This is a genomic window from Agromyces cucurbitae (assembly GCF_058349945.1).
The window spans coordinates 1,436,361-1,453,527 of sequence record NZ_JBYRES010000001.1 but is presented as its reverse complement, the minus strand read 5'-3'; the positions used below and the strand labels follow the sequence as shown (position 1 = coordinate 1,453,527).

Below are 17,167 nucleotides of genomic sequence, written 5' to 3'. Positions count from 1 at the left end.
GAACGGGGAGCACGGCATGGCTGAAGGTCAGCCCGAGGGCGTCAAGTCGGTCGCGCGGGTCTTCGATCTGCTCGAGCTCATCGCCGACGCCGGCGGCGACGTCACGCTGAGCGAGCTCTCGACGATGGCCGAGCTGCCGCTGCCGACGATCCACCGTCTGCTGCGCACCCTCGTCGCCCTCGGCTACGCGCGCCAGCTCGCGAACCGGCGCTACGCGCTCGGGCCCCGGCTCGTGCGACTCGGCGAGGTCGCGAACCGCCAGTTCGGCCGCATGGCCCGCCCCCAGCTCAAGGAGCTCGTCGAGCGACTCGGCGAGACCGCGAACCTCGCGACCCTCGACGGCGACCAGGTCATCTACGTCTCGCAGGCTCCCTCGCCGCACGCCATGCGCATGTTCACCGAGGTCGGCCGCCGTTCGCACCTGCACGCGACGGGCGTCGGCAAGGCGATCCTCGCCCAGCTCGACGACGACACCGTGCGCGACATCATCGGCCGCACCGGCCTGCCGCAGTCGACCGTGCACTCGATCGCCACGCTCGACGACCTGCTCGAAGACCTGCGCATCACCCGTGAGCGCGGGTACGCGATCGACGACGGCGAGCAGGAGATCGGCGTGCGCTGCTACGCCATGACGGTGCCCGGCGCACCGATCCCGACGGCCGTCTCGGTGTCGGGCCCGGTCGCCCGCGTCGACGAGGACTTCGCCGAGCGCGCCATCCCCGTGCTGCGCGAGGTCGTGCAGGAGATCGCCGAAGCGACCGCCGCCGCGTAGGCGGGTTGCCCTCCGTCGGTCGAGTAGCGACGAAGGAGCGTCTCGAGACCACTCGTCTCGAGGCATCCGCGGCCTCGATACGGCCCTGCGCGCCGACTCGACCGATCAGCGGCGCGGCCTCGATACGGCGCTGCGGGCTACTCGACCGACCGGCGGCGTGGTCTCGATACGGCGCTGCGCGCCTACTCGACCGACCGGCGCGCGCCCCCCGATCGAATGTCGCCGTTTCGACCGAGTGGCGCCGCCACTTCGGCGACCCTCGGCACGAACGGCAACGGTCGGCGCGCGCACCCCTTGACGAGGCATCCCGCCGCGCCGTACTCTTTCCGTAGGTCAGAATTTTGTTTCCGCATTTCGGAAGCAACTCGACGGAGAGGAGGGTGACGAATGTACGACCGCCACAACGAAGAGGACGCCGCAGCCGTCAACCGACCGCTCGCCGTCAGCTATGCCTCGATCGAGGTCGATCCCGACATCTACATCCCGGCACGGGCCGATCGGCGAAGCCGCTTCGCCCGTTGGTTCCATCGCACGCCGGGGCTGAGCCGCCGGGTCGCCTGAGGCGAGGACCACGCGAGCGACGAGCGAGCGAATATCCGTTCTGCGAAATCGGGATTCCGACTAGCAAGAACTCGCTGCCGCTGACGCAGTACTATCGGTTTGTACTGCTCACGCAGCTGCGGTGCGAGGTGGGGCCACCGGGGCCCCGGTGCCGCAGGCGTCATCGATGACGCCTCCCTCACCCGAGGAGATCCCATGGACGAGATCGCCATCACCGTCAACGGGCTTCGACGCCCGCTCGACGGCGCCACCGCCCACACCACCGCGCTCGACTGGTTGCGCGACACGGGCCTCACGGGCAGCAAGGAGGGCTGCGCCGAAGGCGAGTGCGGCGCCTGCGCGATGCTCGTCGCGACGCCCGGCGACGACGGCGGCACCGCCTGGACGGCGGTCAACGCGTGCCTGGTGCCCGTCGCGGCGCTCAACGGCCAGGAGGTCGTGACCGCCGAGGGGCTCGGCTCCCCCGACGCCCTGCACCCCGTGCAGGAGAAGCTCGCCGAGGCGGGCGGCTCGCAGTGCGGCTACTGCACCCCCGGCTTCGCCTGCAGCATGGCGGGCGAGTACTACCGCGCCGACCGGGTCCCCGAGGCGGCTCACGATCACGATCCGTCCGACGGGCACGACGAGGGATGCCCCGTGCGCGACCCCGAGCACGGGCCGAACGGGTTCGACCTGCACGCACTGAGCGGCAACCTCTGTCGCTGCACCGGGTACCGCCCGATCCGCGACGCCGCCTACGAGCTCGGCATGCCCGAGGCGGGAGACGAGCTCGCCGAGCGGCGCGAGCGTCCGGCACCCGTAGCGGTGCCGACCGACTTCACGGCGGGCGGCGGGCGGTTCGTGCGCCCCGCCTCGCTCGACGAGACCCTGCGATTCCTCCGCGACGAGCCCACGGCGCTGCTCGTCGCGGGCTCGACCGACGTCGGCGTCGAGGTCAATCTCCGCGGCCGCCGCGCCCCACTGGCCGTCGCGATCGAGCAGCTCGACGAGCTGCGCACCCTCAGCGTCGGCGACGACGTCATCGAGATCGGGGCAGCACTGCCCCTCTCCGAGATCGAGCGCCGGCTCGACGGCCGGGTGCCGCTGCTCGCCCAGCTCTTCCCCCAGTTCGCCGCGCGGCTCATCCGCAACCGCGGCACGATCGGCGGCAACCTCGGCACGGGCTCGCCCATCGGCGACACCCCGCCCGCCCTGCTCGCCCTCGGCGCCCGGCTCGTGCTGGCGTCGGCCGACGGCGAGCGCGAGGTCGAGCTCGCCGACTACTTCACCGGGTACCGGCAGACGATCCGCCGCCCCGACGAACTCATCCGCGCGGTCCGCATCCCGTTGCCGCTCGCGAAGGTCACCGCCTTCCACAAGATCGCGAAGCGCCGCTTCGACGACATCTCGAGCGTCGCGCTCGGTTTCGCGCTCGACATCGAGGGCGGCGTCGTCACGAGCGCCCGCATCGGCCTGGGCGGCGTCGCCGCGACGCCGCTGCGCGCCTACGACACCGAGGCCGCGCTCGTCGGCAAGGCCTGGAACATCGCGACCGTCAAGGCGGCGTCGACCGTGCTGAAGGGCGAGGGCACGCCCATGAGCGACCATCGCGCCTCGAGCGACTACCGCTCGCTCATGCTCGGCAGCGCGCTGCTGAAGCTCTACTCGACCACGATCCACGACGAGAACAAGGAGGTGTCGGCATGAGCCACCTCGCCGACCGCCCCGCCAACCCCGTCGTCGGCCGCCGCGCCGTGCACGAGAGCGCCGCGCTGCACGTGACCGGCGCCGCGATGTACACCGACGACGTCGCCGGCCTCTCGACGGGCGTGCTCACCGCGTGGCCCGTGCAGTCGACCAACGCGCACGCGCGCGTGACGATCGACGTCGCCCCCGCCTACGCGGTTCCGGGCGTCGTGCGCGTGCTCACCGCCGACGACGTGCCCGGCCTCAACGACGCCGGCATCAAGCACGACGAGCCGCTCTTCCCGAGCGAGGCGATGTTCTACGGCCACGCCCTCGTCTGGGTGCTCGGCGAGACGCCGGAGGCGGCCCGCCTCGGCGCCGAGGCCGTCACGGTCGAGTACGAGCCGCTGCCGTCGTACATCACGGTGCAGGAGGCGATCGACGCGGGCTCGTTCCAGGGCATCGCCCGCACCGTCGAGCGCGGCGACGCGAAGACCGCGATCGCCGAGGCCGACCGTGTGTTCGAGGGCGTCACCCGGTTCGGCGGCCAGGAGCACTTCTACCTCGAGACGCAGGCCTCGTTCGCCGTGCGCGACAGCGAAGGGCAGTACTTCATCCAGTGCTCGACGCAGCACCCCTCCGAGACGCAGGAGATCGTCGCCCACGTGCTCGGCATCTCGTCGAGCGAGGTGACCGTGCAGCAGCTGCGCATGGGCGGCGGCTTCGGCGGAAAAGAGATGCAGCCGCACGGCCTCGCCGCGATCGCCGCGCTCGGGTCGAAGCTCACCGGTCGCCCGGTTCGCCTGCGCCTCAACCGCACGCAGGACCTCACGATGACGGGCAAGCGCCACCCCTTCCACATCACGTGGAAGGTCGGCGTGAGCGCCGACGGGTACCTGCAGGGGCTCGACGCGACCCTCACCGCCGACGGCGGCTGGAGCATCGACCTCTCCGAGCCCGTGCTCGGCCGTGCGCTCTGCCACCTCGACAACGCCTACTGGATTCCGAACGTGCACGCCCACGGGCGCATCGCGAAGACGAACAAGACGTCGAACACCGCGTTCCGCGGCTTCGGCGGCCCTCAGGGCGTGTTCCTCATCGAGGACATCCTCGGCCGCATCGCGCCCGAGCTCGGCATCGACCCGACGGTGCTGCGCGAGCAGAACTTCTACGTGCCCGGCCAGTCGACCCCCTACTGCCAGCTCGTGAAAGACGCCGAGCGCATGCCGGCCATCTGGTCGCAGCTGAAGGACGAGTGCGACTTCGACGCGCGCAGTGCCGAGGTCGCGGCGTTCAACGCCGAGCACGACGAGGTGAAGCGCGGGCTCGCCATCACGCCCATCAAGTTCGGCATCTCGTTCAACTTCGCCGCGTTCAACCAGGCCGGGGCACTCGTGCACGTCTATAAAGACGGCTCGGTGCTCGTCAACCACGGCGGCACCGAGATGGGCCAGGGCCTGCACACGAAGATGCTGCAGGTCGCTGCGACCGCGCTCGGCCTCGAGCTGCACCAGGTGCGGCTCGCCCCGACCCGCACCGACAAGGTGCCGAACACGTCGGCCACCGCGGCGTCGTCGGGCGCCGACCTCAACGGCGGTGCCGTGAAGAACGCGTGCGAGCAGATCCGCGAGCGCATGGCGAAGGTCGCCGGGCGCCTGCTGAACGTCGACGAGCGCGACGTGCGCTTCGAGGCCGGCTTCGTGACGGGGCTCGGCAACCGCGACCAGCGGCTGAGCTTCGCCGAGGTCGCCGAGGCGGCCTACCTGCAGCGCGTGCAGCTCTGGGCGGCGGGCTACTACCGCACCGAGGGCCTGCACTGGAACCCCGACCTCATGCAGGGCTCGCCGTTCAAGTACTTCTCCTACGGCGCCGCGGCGACCGAGGTCGAGGTCGACGGTTTCACGGGCGCGTACCGGGTGCGCCGGGTCGACATCATCCACGACGTGGGCGACTCGCTCTCGCCGATGCTCGACATCGGCCAGATCGAGGGCGCGTACGTGCAGGGCGTCGGCTGGCTCACGCTCGAAGAGCTGCGCTGGGACGAGACCGACGGCCCCGGCCGGGGTCGCCTGCTCACCCAGTCGGCCTCGACGTACAAGCTGCCGAGCTTCTCGGAGATGCCCGAGGAGTTCAACGTGCGCCTGTTCGAGAAGGCCCGCGAAGACGGCGCGGTCTACGGCTCGAAGGCCGTCGGCGAGCCGCCGCTGATGCTCGCGTTCAGCGCGCGCGAGGCGATCCGCACGGCCGTCGGCGCGTTCGGCCCCGCCGACCGCGGCGTCGTGCTGGGCTCGCCGGCCACGCCCGAAGCGGTCTACTGGGCCGTCGAGGCGGCGCGGGCCGAGGCATCCATCGATGCGGATGCCTCGGAGCCGAGCCGCACGGGCGTCGCCGCCGAGGCGGGCACCGAGCCCGCCCTCGCGGGCGCGGACTCCTGAGCCGGGGGCCGCGCACGATGGACTGGCTCGACGCCCTCCGGCGCCTCCGCGACGCGCGGACGCCCGCGGTGATCGTCACGCTCGCCATCGTGCGCGGCCACGCTCCGCGCAACGGCGGCGCGAAGATGGTCGTCGCTCCCGACACGGTGTTCGGCACCGTCGGCGGCGGCAACCTCGAGCAGACGGCGATCGACCGCGCCCGCGACCTGCTCGCGGCCGGCTCGGCCGAACCCGAACTGCTCACCCTGAAGCTCAGCGACAAGGCCACGACCGAGTACGGCGTGCAGTGCTGCGGAGGAGAGGTCACGCTCATGCTCGAACCCGTGCGGGTCGTTCCGTCGGTCGCCGTGTTCGGCATGGGGCACGTGGGCCTCGAGCTCGCGCGCATCCTCGCGCGGCAGGAGCTCGAGCTGCACCTCGTCGACTCGCGCGCCGAAATGCTCGCGCCAGAGCGCCTCGGCGTGCCCGGCGCCTCGGGCGTGCTCGCCGACGCCGTCGCCGACGTGCGCGTGCACCACGAGCCCGTGCCCGAGGCGGGCCTGACCGAGCTGCCGCCGGGGGCGCACGTGCTCATCATGACCCACGACCACCTCGAAGACCTCGCGATCACCGACAGCGCGCTGCGGCGCGAAGACCTCGGGTCGATCGGGCTCATCGGGTCGAAGTCGAAGTGGGTGCGGTTCCGGGCGAAGCTCACCGAGCTCGGTCACGACGAGGCCGACCTCGAACGGGTGACGACGCCGATCGGCATCCCCGAGGTGGCGGGCAAGGCGCCCGCGACGATCGCGGTGAGCGTGGCGGCGCGCATCCTGCAGCTCATCGAAGAGGCCCAGCCGGCCGAGGCCCCGATTCGGGATGCCTCGCTCGAGGCCGGATCGTGAGCGCCGTCGCCCGCTCGGTCATCGTCACCGGAGCGGGCACGGGCATCGGCCGCGCCGCCGCCCGCGCCCTGCTCGCCGCGGGGTTCGGCGTGACGCTCGCGGGGCGTCGCACCGCTCCCCTCGAAGAGGCCGCCGCGACGGGCGGCGACGGTTCGAGGCATCCCGACGCGCTCGTCGTGTCGTGCGACGTGACCGATGCGGCCCAGGTCGACGCGCTCGTCGCCGCGCACGTCGAGCGGTTCGGCCGGCTCGACGTGCTCGTGAACAACGCGGGGGTGCCCGGCCCCGTGGCCGACGTCGGCGAGTTGCGGCCCGACGACTGGGCGGCGGTCGTCGCCGTCAACCTCACGGGGGCGGTGCTCTGCGCGGGCGCGGCGTTCCGGCAGATGGCGGCGCAGCGACCGAGCGGCGGACGCATCATCGACAACGGCTCGATCGCCGCGCAGTCGCCGCGGCCGAAGTCGGTCGCCTACACGACCACCAAGCATGCGATCGCCGGCCTCACGAAGTCGATCGAGCTCGACGGGCGCCCCTACGGCATCAGCGCGACGCAGCTCGATGTCGGCAATGCACGCACCGAGCTGCTCGACGGCTTCGTCGGCGAGGGCGCCCTGCAGGCCGACGGCCGCCGGGTCGTCGAGCCGACCATGGACGTCGAGATCGTCGCGGGTCTCATCGTGCAGCTCGCGTCGCTGCCCGCGGAGGTCAGCGTGCCGCAGCTCACGGCGACCGCGGCGGGCATGCCGTTCATCGGCCGCGGCTGAGCGAGCGCAACCCGCGCGCCGCCCCTCGAGCGTGCACTCGACGCCCGAATCCGGGCCACGACTGCACGCTCGCGCCAGGGAGACTCCCGGGCCAGCCATGGGAACGCGCGTCGGATGCTGGGACGCGACGCGAGAATCAGGCGGGCACGCTCGGCCGGCGGCGAAGCGCGAGCGGCAGCGTCGCGAGCGAGATCGCGGCCGCCACGAGGAACGCGGCGCTGAACGACGAGCCCGTCGCGATGACGCCGACCACGATCGCGCCGATGCCGCTGCCCGCGTCGAACCCGATGTTCCAGACGGCACTCGCGAAGACCGACTGGTTCGGCGGCACGACGGCGAACGCCTCCCCCATGGTGAGGTTCTGCAGGGCTCCGTAGCTCACCCCGACGAACGCGAGCCCGACGAGCAGCGGCGCGGTCGCGGCATCCGCGGACAGCGCACCGGCAGCGTCGCCCGTGTCGACGCTCGAGACGGCGCCCACCCCGACGACCGCCCACGCGACGAGCCCGAGCCCGGCCGCCGTGAGCACGATGAACGGCCACAGCAGTCGGTGCGTGCCGAAGCGATCGGCGAGTCCGCCGACGAGCCAGCGGCTGAGCGCCGCCATCGCGGTGAGCAGTGCGAGCCCGACCGTGACGGCGACGGCGTCGCCCGTGATCTGCGGCGTGAAGGTGATGAGCGCGCCGCCCGCGAGGGTCACGCCCAGCAGGATGCCGACCGGCGCGAGCAGCCGCCGCAGGGCGGCGAGCCGTCCGGGCGCGGCGGGCACGTGCCCGGCCGCCGCCGCCGCGGCCGCCTGCTCGGAGTGGCGCGCGTGCAAGCGCTGCGCGAGGCGGATCGCCGGCACGATGCCGACGAGCGGCAGCGCCCCGGCGAGGAACACCCACTGGTACCCGAACGTCTCGGCAACCCAGGGCGCGAGCGGCAGCAGCAGCAGCTGCGGCCCGGCGATCGCGAGGCCGAACGCCCCGATCGCTCGGCCGCGTCGGGCGGGCTCGACGAGGTCGGCCACCGCCCCCGATCCGGCGACCGTGAGCACCGCGAAGCCCGCACCGCGCACGGTCGCGATCGCGAGCACGACGCCGAGCGAGTTCGACACGAGGTGCAGCAGCGATGGCGCCCCCAGCAGCACGAGGCCCGCGACGAGCACCGGCCCCCACCCGAGTCGGCGCAGCGCCGCGGGCACGAACGTCTGGAACAGCACCGTCGAGAGCATGAACACGCCCGTGACGAGTCCGGCGCCTGCGGCATCCGCGCCGCCCGTGACCGCCCACTGCGGCGCGACGGGCAGCAGCACCGCGTAGCCCGAGAAGCCCGCAGCGACCATCGTCAGCAGGGCGGGCATGCCGGGTGCGCGCCAGACCGATTGCGTCACGTGCGTTCCTCTTTCTCCTGTGTGCACTACCGGCGGCGAACGCGCGGGCGGGCCGAATCCGGTGCGGATGCCTCGCGCGGAGGCATCCGCAACGCCATGCTGCACGCGAAGCGGCCCGACCCGGACCGCACACGGGGGTGCGGGCCGGGCCAGGCCGTCGTCGTGGAGCCGGCTGCTTCTAGCCTGCCAGCATCGCCTCGATCGGTCCGCGCACGAAGTAGAGCGCGAAGCCCGCCGAGACCACCCACATGAGCCAGTGCACCTTGTTGGCGCGGCCCGAGAGGGCGTTCACGAGCGTCCAAGCGATGAAGCCGACGCCGATGCCGTTCGCGATCGAGTAGGTCAGCGGCATCGTCACGATCGTGAGGAACGCCGGCAGCGCGACCGCGAAGTTCGAGAACTTGATCTCCTTGATCTGGCCCATCATCATCGCGCCGACGACGACGAGGGCGGCCGAGCCGACCTCGATCGGCACCACGAGGGTGAGCGGAGTCAGGAACATCGAGAGCAGGAACAGCACGCCGACGACGAGCGACGCGACGCCCGAGCGGGCTCCCTCGCCGATGCCCGAGGCGCTGTCGACGTAGACCGTGTTCGACGAGGTCGACGTGGCACCGCCGGCGACCGCGCCGAGACCCTCGACGACGAACGCCGAGCGCAGGCGCGGGAAGGTGCCGTCCTTGTAGGCGAGGCCGGCGTTCTTCGCGAGACCGGTCATCGTGCCCATCGCATCGAAGAAGTTCGAGAACACGAGGGTGAAGACGAGCATCGTGGCGCTCAGGGCGCCGATGCGGCCGAACGCGCCGAACAGGTCGAACTGGCCGACGAGGCCGAAGTCGGGCACCGTCACCCACGAGGTCGGCAGCTCGGGGATCGTCATGTGCCAGCCGTTCGGGTCCTCGAACGAGGGGCCGAGGTTGAGGATGGCCTGCGCGATGATCGCGACGATCGTCGTCGCGACGATGCCGATGAGGATGCCGCCGGGCACGCGTCGTGCGACGAGGATGCCGATGGTGAGGAGGCCGAGGAGGAAGATCAGCGTCGGCACCGACGTGATCGAGCCGGCGTCGCCGAGCTGCACGGGCGGGCCGCCCGGGGTGCGGTTGACGAAGCCCGAGTCGACGAAGCCGATGAAGGCGATGAAGAGTCCGATGCCGACCGTGATCGCGGCCTTGAGCGCCTGCGGCACCGCCTTGAAGATCGCGGTGCGGGCGCCGGTGGCGCCGAGCAGCACGATGATCACGCCGTTGATGACGACGAGGCCCATCGCCTCGGGCCAGGTGACCTGCCCGACGACCGACACGGCGAGGAACGAGTTGATGCCGAGGCCGGCCGCGATCGCGAAGGGCAGTCTCGCGAAGACGCCGAACAGGATCGTCATGACACCCGCGGTGAGGCCCGTCGCGGCGCCGACCATGGCCGGGTTCAGCACGTTGCCGTCGACGTCGGGCACGTTGCCGAGGATGAGCGGGTTGAGGATGACGATGTAGGCCATCGTGACGAAGGTCACGATGCCGCCGCGGAACTCGCGGGCGAGGGTCGAGCCGCGACGCGAGATCTCGAAGAACCGGTCGAAGGCGTTCTTCGGCTCGGCCTCGACGGTCGTCGTCGCGCCCGTGGGCAGCGGGTTCGGCACGCTCGCGACGGCGAACGTGTCGAGCGTGGGCTCGCCGGCGGGGGTCGGGTTGGGGGTTGGGGAATCTGCAGTCCCGGCGGTGCCGTCGGACTGCGTCACGGCGGCGTCATCGCCGGCGCGGGTTGTCGAATCCATGAGAGGGCTTCCTTGCTGTTCATCGCCGGCGCGGTGGACTCCCCGGGGTACCGGGTGGATCTCCGTTGATCCGACTCATGGGTGACCGCACGATCGTCAGGGTTCCTGCGGCGGCCGGGTTCGAAGGTAGCAGCCGGGCGGCCGCACGTCTAGGCATTTTCGGAATCATGCTTCCGTATTGTGGATATCCGAATTGCGCATCCGCAGATGCGGAGATATCGTCCTCTTCATGACGCACTATCGGATCAGCGAGGCCGCCGAGCTGCTCGGCGTGAGCGACGACACCGTGCGCCGGTGGGTGCACGACGGCATGCTGAGCTCCACGAAAGACGAGTCGGGCCTGCAGGTCGTGCCCGGCGCCGAGCTCGCCGAGCGGGCGAAGGCCGCCGCGGCCGCCGTCGCCGACCGCAGCCATGTGCGCCGCAGTGCCCGCAACCGGTTCGTCGGGCTCGTGACCGGCGTGCAGATCGACGGGCTCATGGCCCAGGTCGAGCTGCAGTGCGGACCGCACCGGGTCGTGTCGCTCATGTCCGCCGAGGCGGCGCGAGAGCTGCGGCTCGAGGTCGGCTCCCGCGGCGTCGCCGTGGTCAAGGCGACCACGGTCATCATCGAGACCGAGAAGGATGCTGCGCCATGACCCGTCCCCGCCACCTGCTGCCCGTCGTGATCGGCCTCGCCGCGCTCGCCCTCACGGGGTGCGCCTCTGGCGACGCCGGCGATCCGGCCGCGGAGCCGAGCGCCGCGCCGACCGCCGCTGCCGACGAGCTCGGCGGTGAACTCACGATCTTCGCGGCCGCCTCACTCGGCGGCGCCTTCGACGAGCTCGCGACGGAGTTCGAGGCCGCGCACCCGGGGCTCGACGTCGTGCCGATCACCTACGACGGATCGTCGGTGCTCGCGACCCAGCTCATCGAGGGCGCCCGCGCCGACGTCTTCGCCTCGGCCGACGAGAAGAACATGACGAAGGTGGTCCACGCCGGCCTCGCCGACGAGCCGGTCGACTTCGCGACCAACGTGCTCGAGATCGCCGTCGCGCCGGGCAACCCGCACGGCATCGCCGGGCTCGACGACCTCGCCGACGGTGCGACGACGGGCGCCGACGGCACCCCGCTCACGGTCGTGGTCTGCGCCCCCGAGGTGCCGTGCGGCAGCGCCGCGCAGACGCTCATCGGCGACGCCGGCCTCACGCTGACCCCCGCGAGCGAGGAGCAGAACGTCACCGCGGTGCTCACGAAGGTCAAGGCCGGCGAGGCCGACGCCGGGCTCGTGTACGTCACCGACGTGCAGGCGGCCGGCGCGGCCGTCGATGGCGTCGAGATCGACCACGCGGATGCCGCGACCAACGTCTACCCGCTGGCCGCGCTGACCGACGCACCGAACCCCGATGCGGCCGCCGCGTTCGTCGAGTTCGTCGCCTCGGAGGCGGGGCAGCAGGTGCTCGCGTCGTTCGGGTTCGGAGCGCCGTGACGCAGACGGCGGCATCCACCTCGCTGACGGCGCCGCCCGCGCGCCGCGACGCCACGCGCGTCGCGGCGCGCTTTCCGCTCTGGCTCTACGCGCCCGCCGCGGTCGGCGTCGCCGTGCTCGTGCTGCCGTTCGCCGCGCTGCTCGCCCGGCTCGACTGGGTCGGCGTGCCCGCAGCCGTCACCTCGCCCGAGGCGTTGCAGGCGCTCGGCCTGTCGCTCGCGACGGCGTCGATCGCGACCGTCGCGTGCATCGTGCTGGGCGTGCCCCTCGCCCTCGTGATCGCCCGATCGGGCCCCGCGGTCGCCGCCGTGCTGCGCACGCTCGCGACGCTGCCCCTCGTGCTGCCGCCGCTCGTCGGCGGCATCGCGCTGCTCGCCCTGCTCGGCCGCCAGGGACTCTTCGGCGACGCCCTCGCGGCGTTCGGCCTGCGCATCCCGTTCACGACGGCCGCGGTCGTCATCGCGCAGGCGTTCGTCGCGCTGCCGTTCCTCGTGATCTCGGTCGAGGGGTCGCTGCGCACGGCGGGCACCCGGTACGAGCTCGTCGCGGCGGGGCTCGGCGCGAGCAGGTGGACCGTGTTCCGCCGCATCACGCTGCCGCTCGTCGCGCCGGGGCTCGTCGCCGGCACGGTGCTGTGCTTCGCCCGCGCGCTCGGCGAGTTCGGCGCCACGGCCCTGTTCGCCGGCAACTCGGCCGGCACCACGCGCACGATGCCGCTCGCGATCTACACGGCGTTCAACGGCGCGGGCGTCGAGGAGGACACGGCGATCGCCCTCTCGCTCATGCTCATCCTCGTCGCGATCGGGGTGCTGCTGCTCATGCGCGGCTGGCGGGCGGACGCACCGCGATGAGCGCCACGACTCCCCCTCGCGCGGGCGCCTCGCGACCCTGCGCCCCGACCGCCGCGGGGGCCGGCGCGCTCGACGTCGACGTGCGCGTCGACGCCGGCACGTTCCGGCTCGACGCCCGACTCGTCGTCGCGGCGGGCGACGTGCTCGCCGTGCTCGGACCGAACGGCTCGGGCAAGTCGACCCTGCTGGGCGCGATCGCCGGCCACGTGCTACCGACGACCGGCCGGGTGCGACTCGGCGAGCGCGTGCTCACCGACGTCGCCGACCGAGGAACGGCGCTGCCGCCGGCCGAGCGCCGCGTCGGCCTGCTCGGCCAGCACGCCCTCGTGTTCCCGCACCTGAGCGCCCGCGAGAACATCGCCTTCGGCCCGCGCGCCCGCGGCGTGCCCGCTCGCGCCGCGCGCGCCTCGGCCGACGACTGGCTCACTCGGGTCGGCCTCGACGGCCTCGGCGATCGCCGCCCGGCGGCGCTCTCGGGCGGGCAGCAGCAACGCGTAGCCCTCGCACGGACCCTCGCCGCCGAACCCGAGGCGCTCCTGCTCGACGAGCCCTTCGCCGCGCTCGACGTCGAGGCCGCGGCATCCATGCGCCGGCTCGTCGCCGACGAGCTCGCGCGGCTCGAGGTGCCCGCCGTGCTCGTCACCCACGACCCGCTCGACGCGATCGTGCTCGCCCGGCGGGCGGCGATCCTGCACGACGGCGCGATCGTCGACGAGGGGCCGACGGGCGAGGTGCTCGGCCACCCGCGCACGCCGTTCATCGCGGCCCTCGCGGGCGTCAACCTCGTCACGGGGGTCGCCGCGGCGACCGACACGCTCGTCGCCGACGGCCTCGAACTGCGCGGCGTGGGCGAACTGCGGGCGGGTGAAACGGCCTCGGCGGTGTTCAGCCCCGCGTCCGTGCACGTCGGCCCCGAGGCATCCCCGACGCCGTCGCCCGAGACCGCCGGACCGGGCCTGCCGAACCGCTGGATCGGCACCGTCGCGCTCGTCGAGCCGGCCCCCGGCGGCGTGCGGATCCGGATCGCCGAGCACCCCGGACTCGCGGTCGACGTGCCGTCGTCGCAGGCGGTCGCGCTCGACCTCGGCAGCGGTTCGCGCCTCGCGTTCGGCGTCGCCGCGACCGACGTCTCGCTGCGCGCGGAGCCCTGACTCCGTTTGCGGCGGCGCGCCGCGACGGTGTTACCGTAGTGCCGACCACGAGGGGGTGACCGATGACGACGACCGTTCCGACGCGCGACGACGCGCCGCAGCGCCCTCGCGCGCGCCGGCTGCCCTCGACCGGGCTCGTCACCGACCGCCTCGACCGCCCGATGCGCGACCTGCGCATCTCGATCACCGATCGCTGCAACTTCCGCTGCGTGTACTGCATGCCGAAGGCCGTGTTCGGGCGCGACTACGCGTTCCTCGACCGCGACGAGCTGCTGAGCTTCGAGGAGATCACCCGCATCGCGCGGGTCGCCGCCGCGAACGGCGTCGAGAAGCTGCGCCTCACGGGCGGCGAGCCGCTGCTGCGGCGCGGCGTCGAGTCGCTCATCGAGCAGCTCGCCGAGCTGCGCACCCCCGACGGGCGCCCGCTCGAGATCGCCCTCACGACGAACGGCTCGGCGCTCGCCGTGAAGGCCGCGTCGCTCAAGGCAGCCGGCCTCACACGCGTCACCGTGTCGCTCGACTCGCTCGACGACGCCCGCTTCCAGGCGATGAACGACGTGCGGTTCCCCGTGGCGCGCGTGCTCGACGGCATCGACGCCGCGCACGAGGCGGGGCTCGGCCCGATCAAGCTCAACATGGTCGTCAAGCGCGGCCTCAACGACGACGAGATCGTGCCGATGGCCAGGCATTTCAAGGGAACTCCGTACACCCTGCGGTTCATCGAGTACATGGACGTCGGCACTTCGAACGGCTGGTCGCTCGACGAGGTCGTGCCATCGGCCGAGATCGTGTCGCGCATCGGCGCCGAGATGCCACTCGAGCCGCTCGGCGCAACGGCCCCCGGCGAGACGGCGACGCGCTGGCGCTACGCCGACGGCGGCGGCGAGATCGGACTCATCTCGAGCGTCACGAACGCGTTCTGCGGCACGTGCAACCGTGCGCGCATCTCGACCGAGGGCAAGCTCTTCACGTGCCTGTTCGCCGACGAGGGGCACGACCTGCGGGCGCTGCTGCGGGGCGGCATCGACGATGAGGGCCTCTCACGCGCGATGGCCGGCATCTGGGGGGCGCGCGACGACCGCTACAGCGAGATCCGCTCGACGCTCACGCCCGAGCTGCGTCAGGCGCGGCAGAAGATCGAGATGAGCTACATCGGGGGTTGAGGCACTGGTGGTCGAGTCCCCCGGTCGGTCGAGTAGGCGCGAAGCGCCGTATCGAGACCACCGACGAAGGTGCTCGAGCGGCTCCGCCCTCTTCATCGAGAGTGCAGTCGTCGCCCGTTTGCTGGGCGACGACTGCACTCTCGGCATCACGCGCGTCGCTGCGTACGGCTCGAGAGTGCACCTGTCGCCCGACGAGCGGCGACGACTGCACTCTCGACGCGAGAGAAGGGGAGATCGCGAGCTCGTGGTCTCGATACGCGCTTCGCGCTACTCGACCGACGAGGCGACTACAGTCCGACCCACTCCGAGACGCCGTCGGCGAAGTGCTGCCGCTTCCAGATCGGCACCGTGCGCTTGATCTCCTCGACGAGGCGCTCGCACACGTCGAACGCCTCGGCCCGGTGGGCGGCGGCCGCCGCCGCGTAGAGCGCGACGTCGCCGATCTTCAGCTCGCCGACCCGGTGCACCGCGGCGATCGCGAGCCCGGTCTCGCCGGCGACGCGATCGACGCACTCGGCGAGGAACCGTTCGGCCTCGGGGTGCGCGCGGTAGTCGAGGGAGCGCACGCCGCGACCGCCGTCGTGGTCGCGCACGACGCCGCAGAACAGCACGATCGCACCGCTCGCGTCGGCCTCGACGGCGGCGCGCACCGCCTGCTCGTCGATGGGCTGGTCGGTGATCGCGGCCAGGGTCGTGCTCATGCGTCTCGCTTCCGACTGGTCGGCGCCGTCATCGGCGCACGAACTCCGAGGCGACGGCGGCGAAGCCGTCGATGCCGCCGGCCAGGTACGTCACGTCGACGTGGCCCCGGTCGGCGAGCGCTCGCGCCGCGCGGCGCGAGCGAACGTCCCGTTCACAGTAGACGACGATGGCGCCGTCGCCGTCTGCGGGCTCGGCGCCCATGAGCAGGTCGCCGAGCGGCACGAGCTCCGACCCGTCGATGCGACGCAGCTCGGCCTCGGCGGGCTCGCGCACGTCGACGAGCCGCATCGGCGATCCCTCGCGCAGGCGGCGCAGCAGTTCGGCGGCCGAGATGCGGGGGTCGGATGCCTCGTGGTCGGCCCCGTGCTCCACGCCCGGCTCGAGCCCGCAGAACAGCTCGTAGTCGACGAGCGAGGTGATCTCGGGCGCATCGGCGATCGTCTCGTACGCGAGTTCGCGGGTGCGGCCCGTGAGCGCGTCGATCGTCGTGACCCGGCCGAGCAGCGGCGTGCCGACGCCCGTCACGAGCTTCACGATCTCGCCCGCCATGAGCGCGCCGACGGTCACGCAGAGCGAGGGCAGCACGCCGCCGAGCTCGCACGAGAGCACCTCGTCGGGCGGCGGCGGCACCGGGAACAGGTCGCGGTACGTCGGGCCCTCGCGGTGCCAGGCGACGCTCACCTGGCCGTGGAACCGCAGGATCGACCCCCACACGAGCGGCACGCCCGCGAGGAGGGCGGCGTCGTTCGCGAGATACCGGGTCGGGAAGTTGTCGCTGCCGTCGACGAGCAGGTCGTAGTCGGCGAGGAGCTCGACGAGGTTCGCCGAAGTCAGTCGCTCGCGGTGGCGCACGACGCGGATCTCGGGGTCGGTGGCCGCGACGGTGTCGGCGAGCGAGTCGACCTTCGGCCGGCCGATATCGGCGAGCCCGTGCCCGAGCTGACGGTGCAGGTTCGAGAGCTCGACGTCGTCGTCGTCGGCGATGCCGATCGTGCCGACCCCGGTCGCGGCGAGCAGCGGCACGACGGTCGCACCGAGGCCGCCCGCGCCGATCACGAGCACGCGGGCAGCCGCGAGCCGTCGCTGGGCGAGTTCGCCGAATCCCGGCAGCATGATCTGCCGGCTGTACCGGGCGATGCGCTCGGGAGTCAGCGGAGGTGCGGGCTCGACGAGCGGGGCCGGGCGGGCTGCGCCGGGGCGCTGCGTCGCGGCAGGAGCGGGCGTCGATGGCATGCACCAATTCTACGCAGGGCGGGTTCGACGCCTTCCGTTCAGTGGATATTCGATTTCGTTTTGTGGATGCGACGGCCCCGAGGCATGCCGCGCCGGGGTACCATCGACGCATGCCCCCCGTGACCGTCCGGTACTTCGCGGCGGCCGCCGAGGCGGCCGGCGTCGAGGAGGAGCGCCTCGAGATCGCCGACGGCGCGACGCTCGGCGCACTGCGCGACGAGCTCGTCGGGCGCTACGGCCTCGCGATGGAGCGGGTGCTGCGCAGCGGCTCGTTCCTCGTCGACGGCACCGTGCGCCGCGACCCCGCACACCCCGTCGGGGCGACGGTCGACATCCTGCCGCCGTTCGCGGGAGGGTGACCGTGGGCGATACGACC

General features: G+C 72.5%; 16 protein-coding genes. 12 read left to right on the top strand and 4 right to left on the bottom strand.

Features of this window, described 5'->3' with window-relative positions; all coding sequences use genetic code 11:
* Positions 1-16 precede the first annotated feature (16 nt).
* From AC3RJ6_RS06745 to AC3RJ6_RS06720, 6 genes are all read left to right on the top strand, one after another.
* Entirely contained in the window at positions 17-772 is a 756-nt protein-coding gene (locus AC3RJ6_RS06745) for an IclR family transcriptional regulator (RefSeq protein WP_491426156.1), read from the top strand.
* Between the two features lie 387 nt (positions 773-1,159).
* Entirely contained in the window at positions 1,160-1,333 is a 174-nt protein-coding gene (locus AC3RJ6_RS06740; RefSeq protein WP_491426155.1) for a hypothetical protein, read from the top strand.
* 195 nt (positions 1,334-1,528) lie between these two features.
* Positions 1,529-3,019 carry a xanthine dehydrogenase small subunit gene (locus tag AC3RJ6_RS06735; RefSeq protein WP_491426154.1) on the top strand — a complete coding sequence of 497 codons (1,491 nt, stop codon included), beginning with the start codon at positions 1,529-1,531 and terminating at the stop codon, positions 3,017-3,019.
* On the top strand, positions 3,016-5,433 hold the full coding sequence (xdhB, locus tag AC3RJ6_RS06730) for a xanthine dehydrogenase molybdopterin binding subunit (RefSeq protein ID WP_491426153.1): 2,418 nt from the start codon (positions 3,016-3,018) through the stop codon (positions 5,431-5,433). The genes AC3RJ6_RS06735 and xdhB overlap by 4 nt, the downstream gene beginning before the upstream one ends.
* Before the next feature lie 17 nt (positions 5,434-5,450).
* Positions 5,451-6,314 (top strand): xanthine dehydrogenase accessory protein XdhC, encoded by an 864-nt coding sequence (gene xdhC, locus AC3RJ6_RS06725; protein ID WP_491426152.1) that lies wholly within the window; start codon positions 5,451-5,453, stop codon positions 6,312-6,314.
* Positions 6,311-7,078, top strand: coding sequence for an SDR family oxidoreductase (locus AC3RJ6_RS06720; protein ID WP_491426151.1), 768 nt, complete (start codon positions 6,311-6,313; stop codon positions 7,076-7,078). Before xdhC ends, AC3RJ6_RS06720 begins: the two co-directional genes overlap by 4 nt.
* Before the next feature lie 136 nt (positions 7,079-7,214).
* Here the strand turns inward: AC3RJ6_RS06720 and AC3RJ6_RS06715 are convergent, their stop codons facing one another.
* Complete coding sequence (locus tag AC3RJ6_RS06715) at positions 7,215-8,453, bottom strand: MFS transporter (RefSeq protein WP_491426150.1); 1,239 nt, start codon at positions 8,451-8,453, stop codon at positions 7,215-7,217.
* Positions 8,454-8,631: 178 nt separating this feature from the next.
* On the bottom strand, positions 8,632-10,224 hold the full coding sequence (locus tag AC3RJ6_RS06710) for an NCS2 family permease (protein WP_491426149.1): 1,593 nt from the start codon (positions 10,222-10,224) through the stop codon (positions 8,632-8,634).
* A 229-nt stretch (positions 10,225-10,453) separates the two neighbouring features.
* On the opposite strand from AC3RJ6_RS06710, the gene AC3RJ6_RS06705 reads away from it, so the two are divergent.
* The 5 genes from AC3RJ6_RS06705 to moaA all read left to right on the top strand — a co-directional run bounded on the left by AC3RJ6_RS06705 (position 10,454) and on the right by moaA (position 14,856).
* Positions 10,454-10,861, top strand: a complete 408-nt coding sequence (locus tag AC3RJ6_RS06705) for a TOBE domain-containing protein (RefSeq protein ID WP_491426148.1) — start codon at positions 10,454-10,456, stop codon at positions 10,859-10,861.
* Positions 10,858-11,691: a molybdate ABC transporter substrate-binding protein gene (gene modA, locus AC3RJ6_RS06700; protein WP_491426147.1), complete on the top strand. Its 834-nt coding sequence runs from the start codon at positions 10,858-10,860 to the stop codon at positions 11,689-11,691. Before AC3RJ6_RS06705 ends, modA begins: the two co-directional genes overlap by 4 nt.
* A gap of 23 nt (positions 11,692-11,714) precedes the next feature.
* The gene (locus tag AC3RJ6_RS06695) at positions 11,715-12,542 is read left to right on the top strand and encodes an ABC transporter permease (RefSeq protein WP_491426241.1); all 828 of its coding nucleotides are present in this window, start codon (positions 11,715-11,717) and stop codon (positions 12,540-12,542) included.
* The gene (locus AC3RJ6_RS06690; protein ID WP_491426146.1) at positions 12,539-13,693 is read left to right on the top strand and encodes a sulfate/molybdate ABC transporter ATP-binding protein; all 1,155 of its coding nucleotides are present in this window, start codon (positions 12,539-12,541) and stop codon (positions 13,691-13,693) included. Before AC3RJ6_RS06695 ends, AC3RJ6_RS06690 begins: the two co-directional genes overlap by 4 nt.
* Positions 13,694-13,755: 62 nt before the next feature.
* The gene (gene moaA, locus AC3RJ6_RS06685; protein WP_491426145.1) at positions 13,756-14,856 is read left to right on the top strand and encodes a GTP 3',8-cyclase MoaA; all 1,101 of its coding nucleotides are present in this window, start codon (positions 13,756-13,758) and stop codon (positions 14,854-14,856) included.
* Between the two features lie 287 nt (positions 14,857-15,143).
* Here moaA and AC3RJ6_RS06680 read toward each other — a convergent pair whose 3' ends face one another.
* Both AC3RJ6_RS06680 and AC3RJ6_RS06675 read right to left on the bottom strand, forming a co-directional pair.
* Positions 15,144-15,557 (bottom strand): molybdenum cofactor biosynthesis protein MoaE, encoded by a 414-nt coding sequence (locus AC3RJ6_RS06680; protein WP_491426144.1) that lies wholly within the window; start codon positions 15,555-15,557, stop codon positions 15,144-15,146.
* 28 nt (positions 15,558-15,585) lie between these two features.
* The gene (locus tag AC3RJ6_RS06675; protein ID WP_491426143.1) at positions 15,586-16,791 is read right to left on the bottom strand and encodes a ThiF family adenylyltransferase; all 1,206 of its coding nucleotides are present in this window, start codon (positions 16,789-16,791) and stop codon (positions 15,586-15,588) included.
* Positions 16,792-16,901: 110 nt separating this feature from the next.
* Here AC3RJ6_RS06675 and AC3RJ6_RS06670 point away from each other — a divergent pair, with 110 nt between their 5' ends.
* On the top strand, positions 16,902-17,150 hold the full coding sequence (locus AC3RJ6_RS06670; RefSeq protein ID WP_491426142.1) for a MoaD/ThiS family protein: 249 nt from the start codon (positions 16,902-16,904) through the stop codon (positions 17,148-17,150).
* Positions 17,151-17,167: the final 17 nt, after the last annotated feature.